The following is a 17,944-nucleotide window of genomic DNA, read 5'->3' as shown; positions in this document are numbered from 1 at the left end:
GCCATGCACGACGTGCGCCTCGCCTCGCCCCCTTACGCCCCTTTGCGCTCGTCAGAGATCCGCCACCGCGTAGGTCATCACCGGCTGCACTCGGCCTTTGACCGTGATCTCGCTGACGGGACGTGTGTTGAAGACGTCCTTCACGAGGAGGTGTGTGTCCTCGCTGAGGAGCACGCTCACGCCGAGCTCCTTGGTCGCGCTCTCCAGGCGCGAGGCGAGGTTCACGGCGTCGCCGATGACGGTGTATTCCATCCGCGCTTCACTGCCGATGTTGCCCGCGACGACCTCGCCGGTGTGGATCCCGACACCGGTCTTCAGCGCCGGGATCCCCCGTTTGGCGAGTCGCTCGTTGAAGCGCTCGAGCGCGGCGCGCATGCGGACGGCCGCGCGCACGGCGCGCACGGCGTCGTTCGGCCTGGGGACGGGCGCGCCGAACACCGCCATGATCGCGTCGCCGATGTACTTGTCGACGACCCCGCCCTCGTCGAGGATGATGGCCACCATCTCGGTGAAATACTCGTTGAGGAGCCCCACGAGCTCATGGGCGTTCATCCTCTCGCTGATGGTCGTGAAGCTCCGGATATCGCAGAAGAGGATCGAGACGGTGAGCGTCTCGCCGCCGAGCTGCACCTTGCCGGCGAGCAGGTGCTCGAGCACGGATTCGGTCATGTACTTGCCGAAGGTGCTGCGGAGCTTGTCGCGCTCCTTGAGGCCGTCCACCATCGAGTTGAAGCCGGTCGCGAGATCCTCCAGCTCGTCGCCGGTCTTCACCGCCTCCACGTGGACGTACTGCTGTTGTTCGAGGTGCTTGAGGGCGACGTTCACGCGGGAGAGCGCGCGCGACATCGTGCTTGCGAGGCGCGCGCCGAGGACCAGCGAGAAGAGCGCTGCGACGGTGAGCACGCCGGCCGCGAACATCAGGTTCTGGCGCACGATTCTCCGGACGTCGCTCACGTCGAGCGCCATGACGATCGAAAAATCGCCGGCCTTGCCGCGGAGCGATCGGGGCGCGAAGCGGGAGAGGGCCCACAGCGAGCTCGCGTGCTCGACGATCGTGGGGTGGGTCTCGTCGCCGATGACTGCGCCCTGGAGCAGCTCGGTCGGGAAGCGCGCCGTGCCCGTGACCCTCTTGCCCGACGGATCGACGAGCGCGATCTCCACGCCGAGCCTCGTCGCCGCTTCGTCGAAGTAGGTGTGATCGATGGGGATGCAGGCGAGCAGCGATCCGGCGTCGCTCCTCGCATGCTGGGCGATCATGTACGCGGGCGGCGAGCCTGGCTGTCCATCGCACCCATGGACGAGCACGTCCCGCAGGTCGTCCATCTCGGCGAGGCCCGAGAGGCCCTCGGTGAGCCCGGGGACCTCGTCTGTGCTCGGGGGCGGCGCGTCGATCCCCCTCGCCGCGACCCGATTGCCGAGCTCATCGAAGGCGACGATGGCGACGTTGGGGTGGGCGTCGATGACGGCCTCGAGCGCCGTCCCCGCGGCCGTCTCGTTCCGCAGCCGGAGCCCCTCGACCAGCTCGCGCGTGCGAGACGCCTGGCGTGAGGTCGCCGAGATGGCGCGCTGCTGCTGCCTGAGCTCCAGCCGGAAGTTGCGGATCGCCTGCGGGACGCGCTCGCTGATCTGCGCGAGGAGCTGCCGGTGCATCACCCAGGAGAGCACGGGGAGGGCCGCGAGGGTCGCGAGCGAAGAGAGCGCGACGAGGACGGTGAGCTTGGCGCGCACGGTGCTGAGGCGGAACATGAAGACCTTCATCAAAGCAAAGTCGGCTTCCGGTGGACAGCGCGTCGACATGTCGACCTGACGTCGAAGTTCGAGCGCTCCTTGAAGGAGACCAGAAGGGCCTCGGTGGTGACGGCCAAGATGTAGCGGGCACTGGTGATGAACGTAGCGGTGCGCGTCAGCACATCTGTGAACGCGCTGCGTGCGCGGCTGTTGGCGGGGGGTGAGCGAGGCGGCGCGGGCGCTGCTGGGCCTTCCGGCGGAATGTCGGACATGGAGAAGTGCCTGCTGGCCGATGCGCCCGGGGAGGTCCGACATGGAGAAGTGCCTGCGGGCTGATGCGCCCGGGGATGTCCGACATGGGCGGGTGCCTCGCCGAGCAGGCCGCCGGGGATATCGGACATCGGCGGGTGCCTCGCCGAGCAGGCCCCCGGTCATGTCGGACATGGGCGGGTGCCTCGCCGCTCATGCCCCCGGCATGTCGCCGCGAGCGGTCCGGCTACAGCTCGGGATCGGCGCTCACCTCCGGCGCGGTCGGCGCTGACGCGCCGGGCACCGTCGGCGGGCCAGGGGGCGTGGGCGGGGCCTGCTCGGGCGCCGCGCGCCCGCGCCCGACCCGCTCGCGATCGGCGTTGAGCTTGTCGACGTAGGCGAACAGCCGCGCCTCGTGGTCGGCCGGCAGCTTGCTGCCCTCTTCCTGGATCTCGTCCCGGAGCGCCTCCCGGAACCGCCCGAGCAGCCCGACGGCGGCGCCGCGGAGCGGGCCGGTGGCCGCGGCGTTCTCGCCCGTCGCGAGGAGCGTGGCGCGCCTGCGCAGCAGGCCGTCGATGTCGTCTCCGGCGGCGACGAACGCCTTCACCCAGTCGTGCAGGGTCCCTCCGCCGGGGGTCGCGGCGGCCTTCAGCTCCGCCTTGAGCCGGGTCAGCTCGGGCCGGTTGTCGAGCGCCGCCGACGCCTCGTCCGCGTACGGGGCGCGGAGCACGTCGAGCTTCGGGACGAACGCCTGCTGCGCCTTCGCCGCCGCTTCCTTGAGCGCCGCCGGCAAGGCGGGGTGCGCCTCGACGGCCTTGCACAGGAAGAAGACGGCCGCCCCGAGGCCGTCATGCCGGGCGTCCGCCTCGGCGAGCTCCCTGGCGAGCGGCGCTTGCGTGCCCGCGGCGTCGGGGATCGCGTCGATCTCCTTCTGCTTCGCCCTGAGCCGCGGCTCATACAGCTTGCCTGTCGCCGACAGGCGCAGCTCATCGGCCTTGTCGGTCAAGAGATCGCGCAGCGCGAGCTTCAGGTCCCCGATCGTGAGATTGCGCAAGGTCACCTCCGTGAACGGCGTGATCGGCCACCCCCACGGCCGCACGGGCGGCCGAGAGGGCGAGCCAAGGATTGTTGCTTGAGCGTCACAGGATAATGAACTTCTCCGCACCCGGTAGTCCGAATTCGATGGCTCGGAGACGGACCGCCTTCGGGTGCGCTGAAATCGTGCTGGGAACCGTCCGGATCCGGCGCCTTTGGTGGCGAGACCGCCCCGCCTGTTATCGCTTGTAATTGCTATTTACGATGCCGTTTGCTCCCTTCGCGGCCGCGGAGGCAAGCGATGACGTCCGGGTGGATGAGACGGGTGTGGCGGCGGTGCGCGGGTTGCGTTCTCTTGCTCATGGTGGTGAGCGCGCCCCTCGGTGCGTGGGCTCAAGCGTTGACGCTGCGCCGGATAGGCGATCCCTTGCGCGCGCGGCTCACCGGAGCTCGCGGCGCCGAGCTCGCGGCGGCGCTCGCCGGGGACGCCGCCGCGCTCGCGAGCGCGGCAGACCCCGCCGGCGGCCCCGACGACCTCGCCGTGGTCCCGATGGTGGCTTTGCCAGCGGACGTTCGCGCCGATGGCGCCGGCCCGGGGGCGGACCCGTGGGTCCTGTTCGACGGCCGCGGTGATACGGGGCTTCGCAGCGAGACCGGGGAGAAGGTGCGGATCCGGGTCTCGTTTCCGCAGCCCACCGCGCTCGAGGCGCTCGCGCTGTACGGGCGCAGCGAGGGCGCGCTCACGGTCCGTGCGGAGGACGGCGCCGAGCTTCAGGCCGTCTCCGGCCTCGCCGACGTGCCGCTCCACGACACGGGCGAGCGCTGGACGCGCCTTCCCATGGCGGTCACGGCCCAGCACGTCGTCATCGAGTGGCTTCCTTCGGGCGAGCGCGGGCCGCAGGAGATCCTTTTCTGGAGCGCCGGCGCGCCCACGCGCGGCCTCTCGGAGGTGGAGCTCGCCGATCGCGTGCTCGCGGGGCGGCTCGCCGGGGCTTACCAGTTCGCTGCGACGTCCGAGCGGGCCACCGTGACGCGCACGGGCGGCGAGCAATCGCTGTCGCTCCATGTGGACACCGATCCACGGGCGCTCGCGCGCGCGTTCCTCGTCTACCAGCTGGAGGGCCGCGGGCACTGGTCGAGCGTGAACCGGCAGATCAACGGCACGGCGCCGCGCGGCGGCTCCCTGGCGGCAGCGCCGGCGACCGGAGGTCTGCAAGTCGAGGAGATCGCGCCCGCGTGGCTGAGGCGCGGCGATAACGTGGTGCGGTTCCGGCCCTCCGCGGAGCAGGAGCACGGATTCACCGTGAGCGCGCTCCGGGTGGTCGGGATCCCGCACGCCGGTGTGATCGAGGCGCGTTCCGCTGCCGAGGCGCGCGCCCGGCCGGCCGGCGGCGAGCGCGCGCCTTGCGCGGAGGCGCTGAGCCTCGATTTCGGCGCGCGCGTGGCGCCGCACGCGCTCCTCTTCCAGCTGACCAGCGCGGGCGCCGGGGAGCTCCGGATCGCGCCCAGCGAAGGAGCGAAGGGGCTTCGCTTCGACCTGAAGGACCTGCCGCCGGGCTGGCACCGGTTCGATCTCCCGGAGTCAGCGACATGGCCGGGGGCGGCCTCCGTGCAGATCGCGCGGGCGAAGGGGAGCCACGCCGAGGTGTCGGACGTCGCCGTGGTGGCGAGCCCCGTCCCGTCCCGCGCGCGGCGGATCGCGCTGACCACGCCGCTGCATGGCGAGTGCGCCGACGGAAGAGCCCATGTGCGCGGGTTCCTCGATCTGGCCGGCGAGGACGCGTCGCGAGCACGGCTGTTCGCCGGCCCGGAGCCGGTGACGCTGGGCGACGACGGCAGCTTCGAGCTCACGCTCCAGGAGCCCGAGGGGGCCAGTCACCGGACGTGGACGGCGCGCCTCGAGGCGCGGCTCGAAGACGGCACGCGCCTCGGTCGCGAGCTAGAGCTCGGTCCGTGCGCCGCCGGCGCCGCCCCGAGCGGGCTCGTCGCGGACCACGGCGCGCCCTATGGCGCGGTGGTGAGCCCGGACAAGGGCGCGGTGCTCTCGTTCGCGGGCGCCACGCTCGATATCCCGCCTGACGCGCTGGAAGAGACGACGCGCATCACGATCCGCCCGCTGATGCCCGTCCAGGTGCAGCCGATGGGGCGCGCGATGCGCAATGTGACGCCCGAGGGGCGCGCGTTCCGCTTCGGCCCGCACGGGCTCAAGTTCAAGAAGCCGGTGAAGCTGACGTTGCCTGTCGACGCCGCGGCGATCCCGAGCGGCGCCAGGGCCAGGGAGATCTTCGGTTTCTACTTCGACGAGACGGTCCAGCGATGGACGAAGCTCGGGCGCGTCGAGGAGGGCGGGGGCCGGGAGCTCACGAGCTTGACGGATCACTTCACCGATTTCGTCAACGCGGCGATCTCCATGCCGGATCAGCCGGGCGCGCAGTCGTTCGATCCCAACGCGATGAAGGGGATCCAGCTCGCGAGCCCGTCTGCGGGCGTGTCGTTCATCGAGCCGCCGGAGGCGAACGGCCGGGGGACGGCGCAGCTGTCGTTCCCGATCGAGGTGCCGCCGGGCCGGCGCGGCATCGCGCCGGATCTGGCGGTCACGTACGAGAGCGAGCTGGGCAATGGCTGGCTCGGTGTGGGGTGGGATCTGCGCGTCTCGGCGATCGAGATCGACACGCGGTTTGGCGTGTGGCGGCACACGGGCGACGAGCTCTACACGCTCGACGGCCAGATGCTGCGGGCCATCCCCGGTCAGCCGGGCAGGTACGAGCGGCGCGTCGAGGGCGCCTTCGATCGCATCGAGCGCCTCGGGGCCGATCCCAAGAGCTTTCACTGGGTGGTCACCGACAAGGACGGCACCCGGTATACCTACGGGCAGAGCGCGGGCGCGCGCCTTACGGACCGGTCCGGCGAGGTCGGGATCTTCCGCTGGAACCTGGAGCTGGTGGAAGACACGTTCGGCAACCGGATGCGGATCTCGTACTTCAAGGATGCGCCCGAGGGCGAGGACTGGGTGCAGCTCTATCCGCAGCGGATCGATTACACGGAGCACGAGAGCGGCTTCCCTGGAGCGCACTATCACGTGGTCTTCTCCGTGGACGACGGAGCGCAGCGGAGAGACGTCGTGAGCTCGGCGCGCGCTGGCTTCGAGGTGCGGACGACGCGGAGGCTCACGCGCGTCGACGTGACCATGGGCCAGGCGCCCGGCGCCGAGGAGATCATCCGGAGCTATCTCTTCGCGTACGACACGCCGGACGCGCGGCACCATCACAAGTCGTTGCTGAAGAGCATCGCTGTCCACGGAAACGGCGGTGAGGAGCCGCTCTACGAGCACAGCTTCGAGTACTTCGGCCTCGAGCAACAGGACGGCGAGCTCCAGGTGTTCTCGGCGCCGACGGAGTGGAGCCGCCCCGCGGAAGGGCGCGATGGCCTCGGGGCCACGAGCTCGGTCGAAGGGGGGCTCAGCGCGTTCGTCGGCGTGGGGCCGACGGTGTGTGATCCGCACGCCGGGGTGGGGGTCTCCGTCTCGTTCGGGGCGGACGACGAGGACGTCGCGTTCACGGACATCAACGGCGACGGGCTCCCGGATTTCGTGGGCAGCAATGGCGTCTGGCTGAACTCGCTCCCGGATCGGTCGAGCGGAAACGCGTTCTCGCCGGAGAGCGTGGGCAGCACGCACCAGATCACGGCCGGCCTGCAGGGGGCGATGCACTTGTTCCAGGAGCTCGGAGGGTATGGTCTCAACCGCGCCTGGAGCACCGCGACCGCGCAGAGCCTGCTGCTCGACATCAACGGGGATGGCTTCCCGGAGCTGCTCGATGGGAGCGGGGCGACGCTGAACCCGAACAACGCGCGGCTGGGGCCGGGCGCCCGCGGCGCCGGGTTCACGATCGACGAGGATTTCAGCGATGGCGAGCAGGTCGAGGCGCTTCGCAACGCGTTCTACCGGACCAGCGCGCTGGTGAAATGGACGCCGCCGATCGACGGTATCGTCGTCATCGACGGCGGCGTGTCGCTGGCCGGGGGCGGCGCGGGAGACGGGGTGATGGCGTCGATCACGAAGACGACGCCGGCGCCGCGGGCGAATGACAAGTTTCACCGCGACCACCAGCCGCTCTGGAAGAGGGACATCGGGCCGAGCGACGCTGCGTGTGTCCCCGAGGGCGACGGGGGGTGCGGGAGCGGCGTCCGCGTCCGCGTCCGTCCGACGGATGCGCTCTTTTTCCGCGTGGACCCGAAGGAGGACATCGAGGGCGACATCACGCGCTGGAACCCGCGCATTCGCTATACGGAGCTCTGCGTGTCGGACTCCTGCTTGCCGATGCTGCCGCGCGAAATGAGGCGCCCCGACGCGCTCGGGCGTCCGATGTATACCTATACCTTCGCGGCCGACTTCTCCGTGCTCGACCGGAGCGTGCCGGGCTGGGTCGCGGGGGCAGACGGGCAAGTCACGGTGCAGGCGAGCTTCGTCCGGACCAACGCGAACGATGCGTTCTGGGTGCGGCTCGTGCGCCAGGACGTCGACTCGGGGCAGAGCGTCGAGCTCGATCGGACCAGGGTGTCGGGCGCGCAGCTCAGCACCGAGATCGCGAGGCCGGTGTCCGTGCTCCAGGGCGACCTCCTGTTCCTGTACGCCGAGCTCGGCGAGAACGTGGTCCACCCGTCGCGCGTGCAGTACCAGGGGTTTGCCCGGTACACCGAGGTGTGCGGCCACGACGCGGATCCGGGGAGCTGCCGCGCCGTCGGGGAGTGCGCGCCCAGGTCCGGTGCTCCGTCCGGAAAGAGGGTGTGCGGGCTGGAAGCGTTGCCCGGCGACGGCGGGCCGATCTCGGTGCCCGAGGAGTCGATCGTGGCGCCCGTGCAGCTGAGCGACAGCACGACCGGCGGGACGGCGCTTTCGCTGTCGCGGCTGGCCATGCCCGAGAGCGGGACGGTCAGCCTGCTCGGCTCCGCCTCGAAGCAAGCGACGCAAGCGCCGGTGACCCTGCGGGTGGATCGCGGGAGCGAGCGGCTGTTCCGGGAGCTGCTCGGCGCGGAGGCGATCTCCCCGGCCAGGAGCGTGCCTGGCCCGAGCGATCCGGTTGTGTTCCGGGTGACGGAGGGAGAGGAGCTCGCCTTCACGAGATTCTTCGAGAGCGCAGCGGACATGGACACATCGCTGTCGGATCCCGGAGCGTCGGTGTCGTGGCTGCCGCAGCTCGTGTTCAACGAGACGGGGACGGTGCTGGACGTGCCCGCCGTGAACGCTCGAGCGATCCCGGATGGGAAGCTGGAAGCCCGCATGGTGGGCGGGTTCCGCGGCTTCAGCTATGGCGAGTGGACGACGGAGTACCCGTTCGACGAGAACCAGCTCCGCCGGAGACCGGAGGAGAACAGGCCGCCTTATTTCACGCGCGTCGAGCCGCACTGGGAGGGGTACCACGCGGGCTGGTCGCCGGGCGAGGCGGGGTTTCCTCTCGTGGGCAGCGTCAGCGGCCCGGTGTTCCGGGGCTCGGGCGCGGACATGTACATCCGGGCCGGGGAGCTCAAGCCGTCGCGCGTCGGCGGCGTCCGGCCGGAGGACGTGGCCAACGTCCCCGGGCTGAGGAAGAGCCACAACGGCTCGGCCTCGGGGGAGCTCGCGCTCATCGGGTCGTTCCAGGTGACGACCGGGACCACCGAGTCGAAGCTGGAGCTCGTCGATCTCAACGGCGATGGGCGGCCCGATGCCGTCACGCAGGGCGGCGTGCGCGTCCAGACGTGCGGCAGCGGCGGCCGGTGCGACGGGCAGCAGCCGGGGCAATATGGCGCCCTGGCCCTCGGCGGGCCGGGGGACATCCGGGTCATCGAGACCATGAGCGCGCGGTTCGGGTTCGGCTTCGGATCCGCGGCGTCGGTGGTCGCCGAGAAGATCGAGGCGAGCGCCGAGACCAAGGAGGTGCTCAGCGTGCTGCCCTCTCTCGGCAAGAGCTGGGGCACGTCGCAGACGACGAACGACCTGCTCGACGTCAACGGCGACGGGCTTCCGGACAAGGTGAGGAGCGCGGGCGGCGTGCTCCATGTGCAGCTGAACCTCGGCCACCGCTTCGGGGACGAGCGCGCCTGGGCGGCGATCGATCCGAGCGGCGATCCGTTCGCGCCGCTGCCGGAGGTCGACGGGGATCCGCTGACCGCGCTGAGCCGGATCTGGTCTCCGGAGCAGCTCGAGTCGGTGCGGGTGCAGGACAACACGACGAACAGCCTGCAGGTGGGTTATGCGGGGATCGGCGGCGGCATCGCGCACACGGTGAGCCGGACGCTCGTCGACTTCGTGGACCTGAACGGCGACAGGCTGCCCGACCGGGTGACCAAGCAGCCTGGACAGGGCTATTACCGGGTCCGGCTCAACCTCGGCGACCGCTTCGGGCCAGAGGAGAGGTGGAGCGCGCCGGCGGTGAGCGGCGGGCTGCCGTGGGGGGTCGTGCTCGAGAAGGAGTACACGAAGGAGATCAACGGCAGCAACGACGCGCTGTCGTTCTCGGAGACGACGGCGTTCAACGCGGGGTATGGCGTGCCGATCAAGATCCCGACGCCGTACGTGTGCATCGTGCTCGAGATCGCGGCGCAGCTCGGCTTGAGCGACGGGCGGAGCGAGCTGGGATGGGAGGACGTGGACGGCGACGGGACGGCGGATCACGTGCTGAAGCTGAGCGAGGGGATGCTGCGCGAGAGCGACCCGGCGCTGCGGGCGCGGCTGAACCTGACGGGCAAGACCAACCGGCTGTCGCGGGTGGTGCGTCCGCTTGGCGGCAGCATGCGGCTGGACTATGCGCGTGAGGGCAATAAGGTGGCGTATGCGAGCAGCCCGGGCGAGCTGAGCGTGGACATGCCCGGCAGCAAGTGGGTGCTGTCGCGGGTGGAGGTGGACGACGGCATGGGCACGCCCGCCTACGTGCACACGTTCGATTACCACCAGAGCGGGTTCTACGACCGGGCGGAGCGCGAGGACTACGGCTTCGCGCAGGTGACGGCGGAGCGCGAGGACGGCTCGCAGATCGTGACCCGTTACCACAACCAGGACTATTACCGTCGCGGGCTCGTGGCCGAGGTGATCGAGCAGGACGCCGAGGGGCGGCTGTTCAGCCGGCAGCAGGTGGCCTATCGCGTACCCGGGGCGCAGCCGACGCTGACGGGCTCGTTCTTCCCGGCGGAAGAGCTGCGGGCGATGTCGTGGTACGAGGGCAAGACGACGGACCCGAGTGCGCCCGGCAAACAGACGAGCGAGGAGCGGGACTGGGACGCCCGCGGCAACCTCATCGAGGTGATCGAGCACGGCGAGCCAGGCACGCAGGAGGACGACGTCACGACCACGATCCACTACGTGACGTACGACGGACCGCACATCGTGCGGGCGGACAGCGTCGAGGTGCGCGACAGGGCGGGGATGCTGCTGCGCGGGCGCACCGCCGGGTACAACGAGGTGACCGGAGCGGTCGAGTGGATCACGAGCACGGTGATCGGCGGCAAGGATCCGGCGACGGGCGCGCCGTACACGGGAGACGCATCGACGAATCCAACATGGGAGTTCTCGCACGACGCGTACGGCAATTTGGAGCAGGTGATCGAGCCGCGGGCCTTCACGCTGACGTACGAGTACGACGATGTGGCGGAGACGTACCTCTCCCGGGTGGACGACTCGTTCGGTTACTTCTCGGAGACGTCGTCGGACTACCGCTACGGCGCGGTGAGCGCGGTGCGGGACGTCAACGGCCATGAGGTCCACTACGACTTCGACGCGTTCGGACGGCTGCGGGCTGTGTTCGGTCCGGACGACCCGTTGACGGCGGCGGAGGCGACGATCACGTTCGAGTATTCGCTCCAGCCGGGGGAGAGCGTCGCCCTGCCGGCATGGGCGCGGACGCGGCACAGGGACGTGCAGCACCCGGGGGATCCGATCGACACGGTGACGTTCATCGATGGGCTGGACCGGGTGATCCAGACGAAGAAGGACCTGGAGAAGGATCCCGGGACGGGGGCCGCCCCGACCGTGGGCATGAGCGTGAGCGGCCGGGTGGTGCTGGACGAGCGGGGGCGCGTCTGGCAGCAGGGGCAGCCGGTGTTCGCGACGGGGGAGGCGACGGCGTTCGTGGACGTGGCGCTGAAGCACCCGACGACGTTCGAGTACGACGTGCTCTCGCGCGTCGTCGAGCGGAGGGAGCCGGACGACGAGGCGGAGACCGGCGAGGCGGTGACGACGACGAGCTACGATATCGACGAGCTCGATGGCGTGGCGATGTTCGTGGCGACAGAGGTCGACCCGAAGGGGAAGGTGCGCAAGGCGTATCAGGACGTGGACAACGCGATCGTGGCGGTCGAGGAGCGCAATCGGCTGCGCGGATCGGAGGCGTGGACCACCCTGATGACGCGGTACGGGTACAGCGCGGTCGACGAGCTCGTGCGGGTGACGGACACGCGCGGGAACGTGACGACGGCGGCGTACGACACGCTGGGGCGGATGGTGACGCTGACGAGCCCGGACATGGGGCGTACGGAGTGGCGTTACGACCGGTCGGGCAACGTCGGGGCGCGGCAGACGGCGAAGCTTCTGGCGGAAGGCGCGGGCAAGCTGATCCGGTACGAGTACGACTTCAACCGGCTCAGGCGGGTGAACTACCCGGATTCGACGGACGTGACGTATGTGTACGGCGCGCCGGGCGAGGCAGGCGATGATCACGGCAACCGGGCCGGGCGGCTGGTGGAGGAGCAGAGCGAGGCGGGGAAGAGGACGTTCTGGTATGATCGGCAGGGGAACGTGGCGAAGCTGGCGACGGAGTTCCCCCGGCTGAGGGAGCCGCACCGGGGGCCGTACCAGGCGACGATGGAGTACGACTTCGACGCGTTCGGGCGGCTGCTGTCGCTGAAGTTCCCTGGCTCCGGGGCGGAGGTGGTGACGTACGGCTACGACCGAGGGGGCCTGGTCCGGTCGGCGGTGGGAACGAATACGCAGATCAACCCGCAGCACCCGGACGAGCCGCCGGTGACGCAGTACCTGCAGCACATCGGGTACGACGAGTTCGAGCAGCGGGTGAGGGTGGTGCACGGCAACGGGATCGCGACGTCGTATCGGTACTACGAGAAGTCGCGGCGGCTTCAGGAGATCAACGCGGACCACCGCGACCGGTACCTCGTGGAGCGCGGGCAACCGGCGAGGGCGTTCCAGCGGATGCGGTACGAGTACGACGCAGCGGGCAACCTGGAGCGCGTGCGGAACGAGGTGCCGTACGAGCAGGACATGCCGGGGTCGGTGCTGGTGGGGCCGACGACGCAGGAGTACGGGTACGACGATCTGTACCAGCTGCTCTCGGCGCGCGGGACGTACCAGGACCGGAGAGACTGGCAGTACCGGTACCGGCTGTCGTTCGCGTACGACGAGATTGGCAACATCCTGACGAAGGACCAGGCGAGCTACCGGTACGAGCCGCGAACGTGCTCCCCGGAGGAGGAGGAGTGCGACCCATGGAAGGAGGGCCACCCGATCCGGGAGCAGACGTACCGGTCGGAGTACCAGTACCCGGGCCCGCAGCCGCACGCGCCGAAGCGCATCGAGGAGCAGCTCGTGGCGGAGTCGGCCCCGTGGTCGCGGGTGATCAGCTACGACGCGAGCGGCAACCAGACCGGCTGGACGTACCCTGGCTCGGGCACGCGTGTGACGGAGTGGAACGAGGAGAACCGCGTCAGCCGGGTGAGCCAGAACCAGCAGTTGAAGTCGCGGATGCTGTACGACGGCGACGGCGAGCGGCGGGTGCACCTGCACCACGTGAGCGGCGAGGAGGAGACGGCATACCACGACCAGCACCTGACGCTGCGGGACGGGCGGTTCGTGACGAAGCACATCTATGCGGGGCAGACGCGGATAGCGAGCAAGATGGATCCGGACTGGTTCCGTGACCCGCCGACGCTGTACTACCACCCGGACCACCTGGGCAGCACGAGCTTCGCGTCGAACAACGAGCAGACGCTGACGCAGCGGGACGAGTACTTCCCGAGCGGGGAGCTGTGGATCGACGCGTCGGACTCGCGGTACGAGCTGCGGCGAGCGTACGTGTTCACGGGGAAGGAGCTCGACCAGGCGACGAGGCTCTACTACTTCGGGGCGCGGTACTACGACCCGAGGAGCAGTGTGTGGCTGAGCCCGGATCCGATCCTGGACGAGTACATGGAGGGAGGGACGAGCGGAGGGGTGTTCAACCCGGGGAACCTCGGGCTGTACAGCTACACGCTGAACAACCCGGTGAACCTGGTCGACCCAGATGGGCGGCAGGCGCAAGGGGGACACCGGAACTTCCCGCCTGGGGCCAATGGGTGCAGGCACCCGAGCTGCTTCAACGGGCCGGCGGGGCAAAAGTTCCACCAGGAGCAGATGCTGCAGCGGATGAACGCTGGCGCTGCGGCGGCGGGTCGCACGTCTCGCGGTATCGGGGACGGCATGCGCCGGCTGCTGTTCAGGTTCGTCATGCAGCAGCAACAGGCTGCTCGGCCGCCGGCGCAGCCAGCAGCCGCGCCGGCGCAACCGCCGCCGGCCGCGCAGCCGGCGAAAGGCCCGCAGCCGGCGCCGGCGGCGAAGCCGCCGCAGGGGGCGGAGGCGGCGAAGGCGCCTGCGACGCAGGCAGCACCACCGAAAGGAGACGCAAAGGGGGACCTGAAATGGGGAAATCCCGCGAGCCGACCAACCTACGGTCACACCTTTGACACTCATGGTGCAGGAGCGAAGAACACCAATGCACTCCTCGGACGCGCAAGAGGTCCCAAGAGCGGCCCTCAAGGGCAATGGACCGATAATAAAGCTGCTGCGAAGTGGCTTGCAGAGCAAAGAGCGGGAATTGCCGAGCCCACGACAGTTGCCCTGCCGGAAAACATGGGTCAGATAATTCGACCGGATGGTTCGGTTGTTCCGGCAACGAAGGCCACACTCGTTCCATTGCCGAACGGTGGATACCGAACCGCATACCCTGTGGAGTAAGATTATATGTTTGAAGTGAGGCTGACTGTGCCCAGTGTTCTGCCACGAAGTGAGATCGGTCAATTGGAATATGATCCAGAGCTCGATGATCTGGGGTCCGTGCTTCGGGATATATGTGAGGCGCTAGAGGCCGCAGGGGTGGGCTTTCATGTGCGTGTCTGTTCTGATGAGTATTGGCCTGTTACGGTTAGGACCGATCTGTTGGTGGTGATCGAGCAACTCGGAGACGCGCTTGGGCTTTTGGCTCAGGGGCAGGTGGGTAAATTGGAATTCTACGAGCAGGGGGTCGAGCGGGTGGTTTTGCTTACTCCCTGTGGTGGAGAATTTTTGATTCAGTGCAATGATCTGATCGTGAAACCAACATCGCATACGGACACCGTTTCGGTGTCGTGTGAGTTGGTGCTCAAGGAGTTGGTGGGTCTTGCTGACGACTTTCTTCGTGTGTCCAAAATTTGCTGCGGACAGTTGGCTAGTCACCATTGGTTTGTTGAATGGGCAGACGGTTTGCAGCAGCAGATGGAGAAGCTTCGGAAGTCGAAGGGTGAGTAGTTGCATGGCGGTATTGGTGGTCGTATATCGGCATGCGGTTAGCGAGGTGGTCGATTCTGCCAATAAAATCGATCGGTTAACCGTGGCCATCCGAGGGATCGATATTTCGATCGCGGGCTGTGATCGTGACGCCATGGCGAAGCCCATCGACAAGCTCACATCGGCTCTCTGTGCCAACGCCGGCTGAGACAGGCTCCACCTGAAAATCTGTGGTGAGAGGGCGGAGAATGGATCGGACCCGTGCTGAAGCGGAAGTTGCCAACGGGTTTGAGACAGGCCGGACGAGAATCCTATGAGGAGAACGCGCTGAGGGGCGCGTTCCGGCACAGGGCCCCCACCAGTCGAGGTCGAGGCGGCCGTGTCACAGCGGCGGGCGTTGCGCCAGGTTCGGCCGCGGCGCTGGTCGTGCCCGTGTGCGGCCCCGCGGCCTCGTCGGCAGCGTCGTCAACGGACAGCGGATTGATGGCTACCGAAGCGGGCGGCCGACGCACAACGGGCGGACCGTTCGGGAAGCGTTCCGGGTGCGCGGCGTACGCTGTGTCGAGGGCGACTTGGCGCCGAGCCGCGACATCTTCGACTCGGCCGTAGAATACATCAGCAGGTGTGAAGAGCGCAAGGCCAGAATGCTGATGAAGGTCATTATACCAGCCGAAGAACTCCTGGCACCACGCTCGTGCATGAGCCAGCGAGGCAAACCGGTCCGGATAGTCGGGCTGGTACTTGAGCGTCTTGAACTGCGACTCGGAGAAGGCGTTGTCATCGCTGACGTGAGGCCGGCTGAAGCTTCGAACGACGCCGAGCGAGCCGAGGAGCTGAGCGAGCCCTTCCGACCTCATTGCGGAGCCGCGGTCGGCGTGCACGGTGAGCGAGCCGGGCTCGACGCCGTGGCGGGCGACCGTCTCTGCGAAGAGCTGCTCGGCGAGCAGCGCGCTCTCGCGCTCGGCGAGCAGCCAGCCAACGGTCATGCGGCTGAACAGGTCGAGGACGACGTACAGGCAGTAGAAGACCCCGGGCAGCGGCCCGCGCAGCTTGGTGATATCCCACGTCCAGATCTGGTTGGGGGCCGTGGCGGTGAGCGTCGGCTTGGCATGCTTCATCGGCCCACGCTGCGCGCGTCGCTCGCCGCTCTCGCCGGACGCCGCGAGCAGGCGGTACATCGTGCGGATCGAGGCGAGATAGACGCCGCGCGACAGCAGCGTCGCGTAGACCTCCGGCGGGGGCTGGTCGACGAACTCGTCGCTGTGCAACACATCGAGCACGGCTTGCCGCTCGGGGTCACTGAGCCGGCGTGGGCTCGGAGCGTTCCCGTGCAGCGCACGCGGCATCGCGGGCTGGGTCTGCCGGTAGAGCGTGGCGCGGCTGATGCCGAGTGCCGCACACGCCTGCGCGATGGGGACGTGCGTGTCATCGAGCTCTTCGATGACGTCCATCAGCGCTCTTCGTCGTTCGTGAGGTTGATGCCCAGAATGGCAGAGACTTTTTTTTGGAGATCTATGAGCTTCTCAGCGAGCGCGAGCTTCTCCTCGAGCCGGGCCGAGCGCTTCTCGAGCTCGGCGATGCGCCGATCCTTCGCGTCCTGCTTCGGCTTGCGGCCGGGCTTACGCCCCGCGAGAGCCTCGCTGCCGTGGAGGGCGAGCTGCTTGCGCCACGCCGTCAGCAGGGAGCTGTAGATGCCCTCGCGGCGCAGCAGCGCCTCGATGTCGCCGCGCTGGGTGCATGCAGCCGCTTCGCGAACGATGCGCAGCTTCTCCGCCGCCGAGAACTTCCGCCTCTTACCCGGCTTCGGCACAGTCTCGACGGCGACGCCACTCGGGCGGGGAGCAGCGCCCTGCGCCGCTGGGGCGGGGGTAGGATCGACGGATCGGAGATGGGAAGGCTTCGGCACGGGTCAGGTCCATTCTCCGCCCTCTCACCACAGATTTCCAGGGGGAGCCTGTCTCACCCGACGTTGGCACAGAGGGAAGCGCATCGCTGTCCACGGAAGCGGCGGTGAGGAGCCGCTCTACGAGCACAGCTTCGAGTGCTTCGGCAGCAAGCGGGCGGCGAGCTCCAGGTGTTCTCGGCGCCGACGGAGTGGAGCCGCCCCGCGGAAGGGCGCGATGGCCTCGGGGCCACGAGTTCGGTCGAAGGGGGCCTCAGCGCCTTCGTCGGCGTGGGGCCGACGGTGTGTCATCCGCACGCCGGGGTGGGGGTCTCCGTCTCGTTCAGGGCGGACGACGAGGACGTCGCGTTCACGGACATCAACGGCGACGGGCTCCCGGATTTCGTGGGCAGCAACGGCGTCTGGCTGAACTCGCTCCCGGATCGGTCGAGCGGAAACGCGTTCTGGCCGGAGAGCGTGCACAAGGACGTGGAGCACCCGGGGGATCCGATCGACACGGTGACGTTCGTCGACGGGCTGGACCGGGTGATCCAGACGAAGAAGGACCTGGAGAAGGACCCAGGGACGGGGGCCGCGCCGACCGTGGGCATGAGCGTTGTTGACGCTCCCGTTAGATGATGGGTAGGGGCCGCTTTTCGCTCACGCAGGATGATGGCTCGCTCACGCGCACGATGGCCATCGCCCCCATCCGGTGCCCGGAGCCCCCCGCCGGAGGCTCCGCCCGCCCATCGCCCGCGCGACGTGGCCGCCGGGGCGCGCAGGGCGCATCAAGGGCGGGGCAGCCGCCGAGCCCTGCGAGGGAGCCCTTGACGCGTCCGAGCACACCGGCACGCTCAGGACGCGATGGGCCGACCATCACGCCCGTGACCGGGGCCCGCTCACCGTCGCGATGGTCATCAGCCAGCCCGAGCGAGGAAGCATCAACCAGCTTGATTCTCAACAGCGCCGGCTGCTGTTCAGGATGGTGATGCAGCAGCAGCAGGCTCGGCCGCCAGCGCAGCCAGCAGCCGCGCCGGCGCAGCCACCGCCGGCCGCGCAGCTGGCGAAAGGCCCGCAGCGGGCGCCGGCGGCGAAGCCGCCGCAGCGAGCGGAGGCGGCGAAGGCGCCTGTGAAGCAGGCAGCACCATCTAAAGAAGCTGCATGGATCGACGAGGCGCGTGCCGCTCGCGATGCGGCCGGGCGACTCCCAGACGGAAGACCTGATCGAAGCAGCTCCGAATACGTGGGAATTGGACGTGACGGGAAAGTGGAGGTAGGACGATCAGGTCCACGTGTTCACGCGGAGGTTGATGCCGACCGGAAGCTCCCAGGGGGAACAATGACCGAGGTGAATGGCTGGCGAAGGACTCAATCGACAGGGAAGCTAGAGTCGACCGAGATTCCTGTGTGTCTCGTGTCCAGAAGTTTCCGTCTGAGATTCGTTCCGGGGACGCTGCGAGCTCCTGGCGGTACGTCGGGTTCCAGATGAAAAAAATGAACGTCGCGGAGCGTCTCATTGGGTCCATCGACTGGACTAGCGTTCATGA

At 68.7% G+C, this 17,944-nt stretch carries 8 protein-coding genes; 4 read left to right on the top strand and 4 right to left on the bottom strand.

Going from position 1 to position 17,944, the window contains the following annotated elements; translation table 11 throughout:
- Nucleotides 1–51: 51 nt before the first annotated feature.
- Together WMF45_RS38190 and WMF45_RS38185 are read right to left on the bottom strand one after the other, a co-directional pair.
- Complete coding sequence (locus WMF45_RS38190; RefSeq protein ID WP_437710861.1) at nucleotides 52–1,746, bottom strand: adenylate/guanylate cyclase domain-containing protein; 1,695 nt, start codon at nucleotides 1,744–1,746, stop codon at nucleotides 52–54.
- 478 nt (nucleotides 1,747–2,224) lie between these two features.
- Nucleotides 2,225–3,037, bottom strand: a complete 813-nt coding sequence (locus tag WMF45_RS38185; protein ID WP_437710860.1) for a hypothetical protein — start codon at nucleotides 3,035–3,037, stop codon at nucleotides 2,225–2,227.
- A gap of 342 nt (nucleotides 3,038–3,379) precedes the next feature.
- Here WMF45_RS38185 and WMF45_RS38180 point away from each other — a divergent pair, with 342 nt between their 5' ends.
- The 3 genes from WMF45_RS38180 to WMF45_RS38170 are packed head-to-tail and all read left to right on the top strand — an operon-like array spanning nucleotide 3,380 to nucleotide 14,723.
- Nucleotides 3,380–13,987 carry a SpvB/TcaC N-terminal domain-containing protein gene (locus tag WMF45_RS38180; RefSeq protein WP_437710859.1) on the top strand — a complete coding sequence of 3,536 codons (10,608 nt, stop codon included), beginning with the start codon at nucleotides 3,380–3,382 and terminating at the stop codon, nucleotides 13,985–13,987.
- 6 nt (nucleotides 13,988–13,993) lie between these two features.
- Complete coding sequence (locus WMF45_RS38175; protein WP_437710858.1) at nucleotides 13,994–14,536, top strand: hypothetical protein; 543 nt, start codon at nucleotides 13,994–13,996, stop codon at nucleotides 14,534–14,536.
- A 4-nt stretch (nucleotides 14,537–14,540) separates the two neighbouring features.
- Complete coding sequence (locus tag WMF45_RS38170) at nucleotides 14,541–14,723, top strand: hypothetical protein (RefSeq protein WP_437710857.1); 183 nt, start codon at nucleotides 14,541–14,543, stop codon at nucleotides 14,721–14,723.
- 103 nt (nucleotides 14,724–14,826) lie between these two features.
- Here the strand turns inward: WMF45_RS38170 and WMF45_RS38165 are convergent, their stop codons facing one another.
- Together WMF45_RS38165 and WMF45_RS38160 are read right to left on the bottom strand one after the other, a co-directional pair.
- Nucleotides 14,827–15,966, bottom strand: coding sequence for an IS3 family transposase (locus tag WMF45_RS38165; protein ID WP_437710006.1), 1,140 nt, complete (start codon nucleotides 15,964–15,966; stop codon nucleotides 14,827–14,829).
- Nucleotides 15,966–16,325 carry a transposase gene (locus WMF45_RS38160; RefSeq protein ID WP_437585412.1) on the bottom strand — a complete coding sequence of 120 codons (360 nt, stop codon included), beginning with the start codon at nucleotides 16,323–16,325 and terminating at the stop codon, nucleotides 15,966–15,968. The genes WMF45_RS38165 and WMF45_RS38160 overlap by 1 nt, the downstream gene beginning before the upstream one ends.
- 231 nt (nucleotides 16,326–16,556) lie before the next feature.
- On the opposite strand from WMF45_RS38160, the gene WMF45_RS38155 reads away from it, so the two are divergent.
- Nucleotides 16,557–17,036 carry a hypothetical protein gene (locus tag WMF45_RS38155; RefSeq protein ID WP_437710856.1) on the top strand — a complete coding sequence of 160 codons (480 nt, stop codon included), beginning with the start codon at nucleotides 16,557–16,559 and terminating at the stop codon, nucleotides 17,034–17,036.
- Nucleotides 17,037–17,944: the final 908 nt, after the last annotated feature.

The sequence above is a fragment of the Sorangium sp. So ce448 genome, assembly GCF_051520915.1.
GTDB lineage: Bacteria > Myxococcota_A > Polyangia > Polyangiales > Polyangiaceae > Sorangium > Sorangium cellulosum_B.
The sequence above is the reverse complement of the archived record's forward strand: the minus strand, read 5'-3'. Positions and strand labels throughout refer to the sequence as shown.

Excerpts from the sequence above, each read along its gene's own strand:
- WMF45_RS38190 (WP_437710861.1), bottom strand. The coding sequence starts at position 1,746 with ATGTTCCGCCTCAGCACCGTGCGCGCCAAGCTCACCGTCCTCGTCGCG.
- WMF45_RS38175 (WP_437710858.1), top strand. The coding sequence starts at position 13,994 with ATGTTTGAAGTGAGGCTGACTGTGCCCAGTGTTCTGCCACGAAGTGAG.
- WMF45_RS38165 (WP_437710006.1), bottom strand. The coding sequence starts at position 15,966 with ATGGACGTCATCGAAGAGCTCGATGACACGCACGTCCCCATCGCGCAG.
- WMF45_RS38170 (WP_437710857.1), top strand. The coding sequence starts at position 14,541 with ATGGCGGTATTGGTGGTCGTATATCGGCATGCGGTTAGCGAGGTGGTC.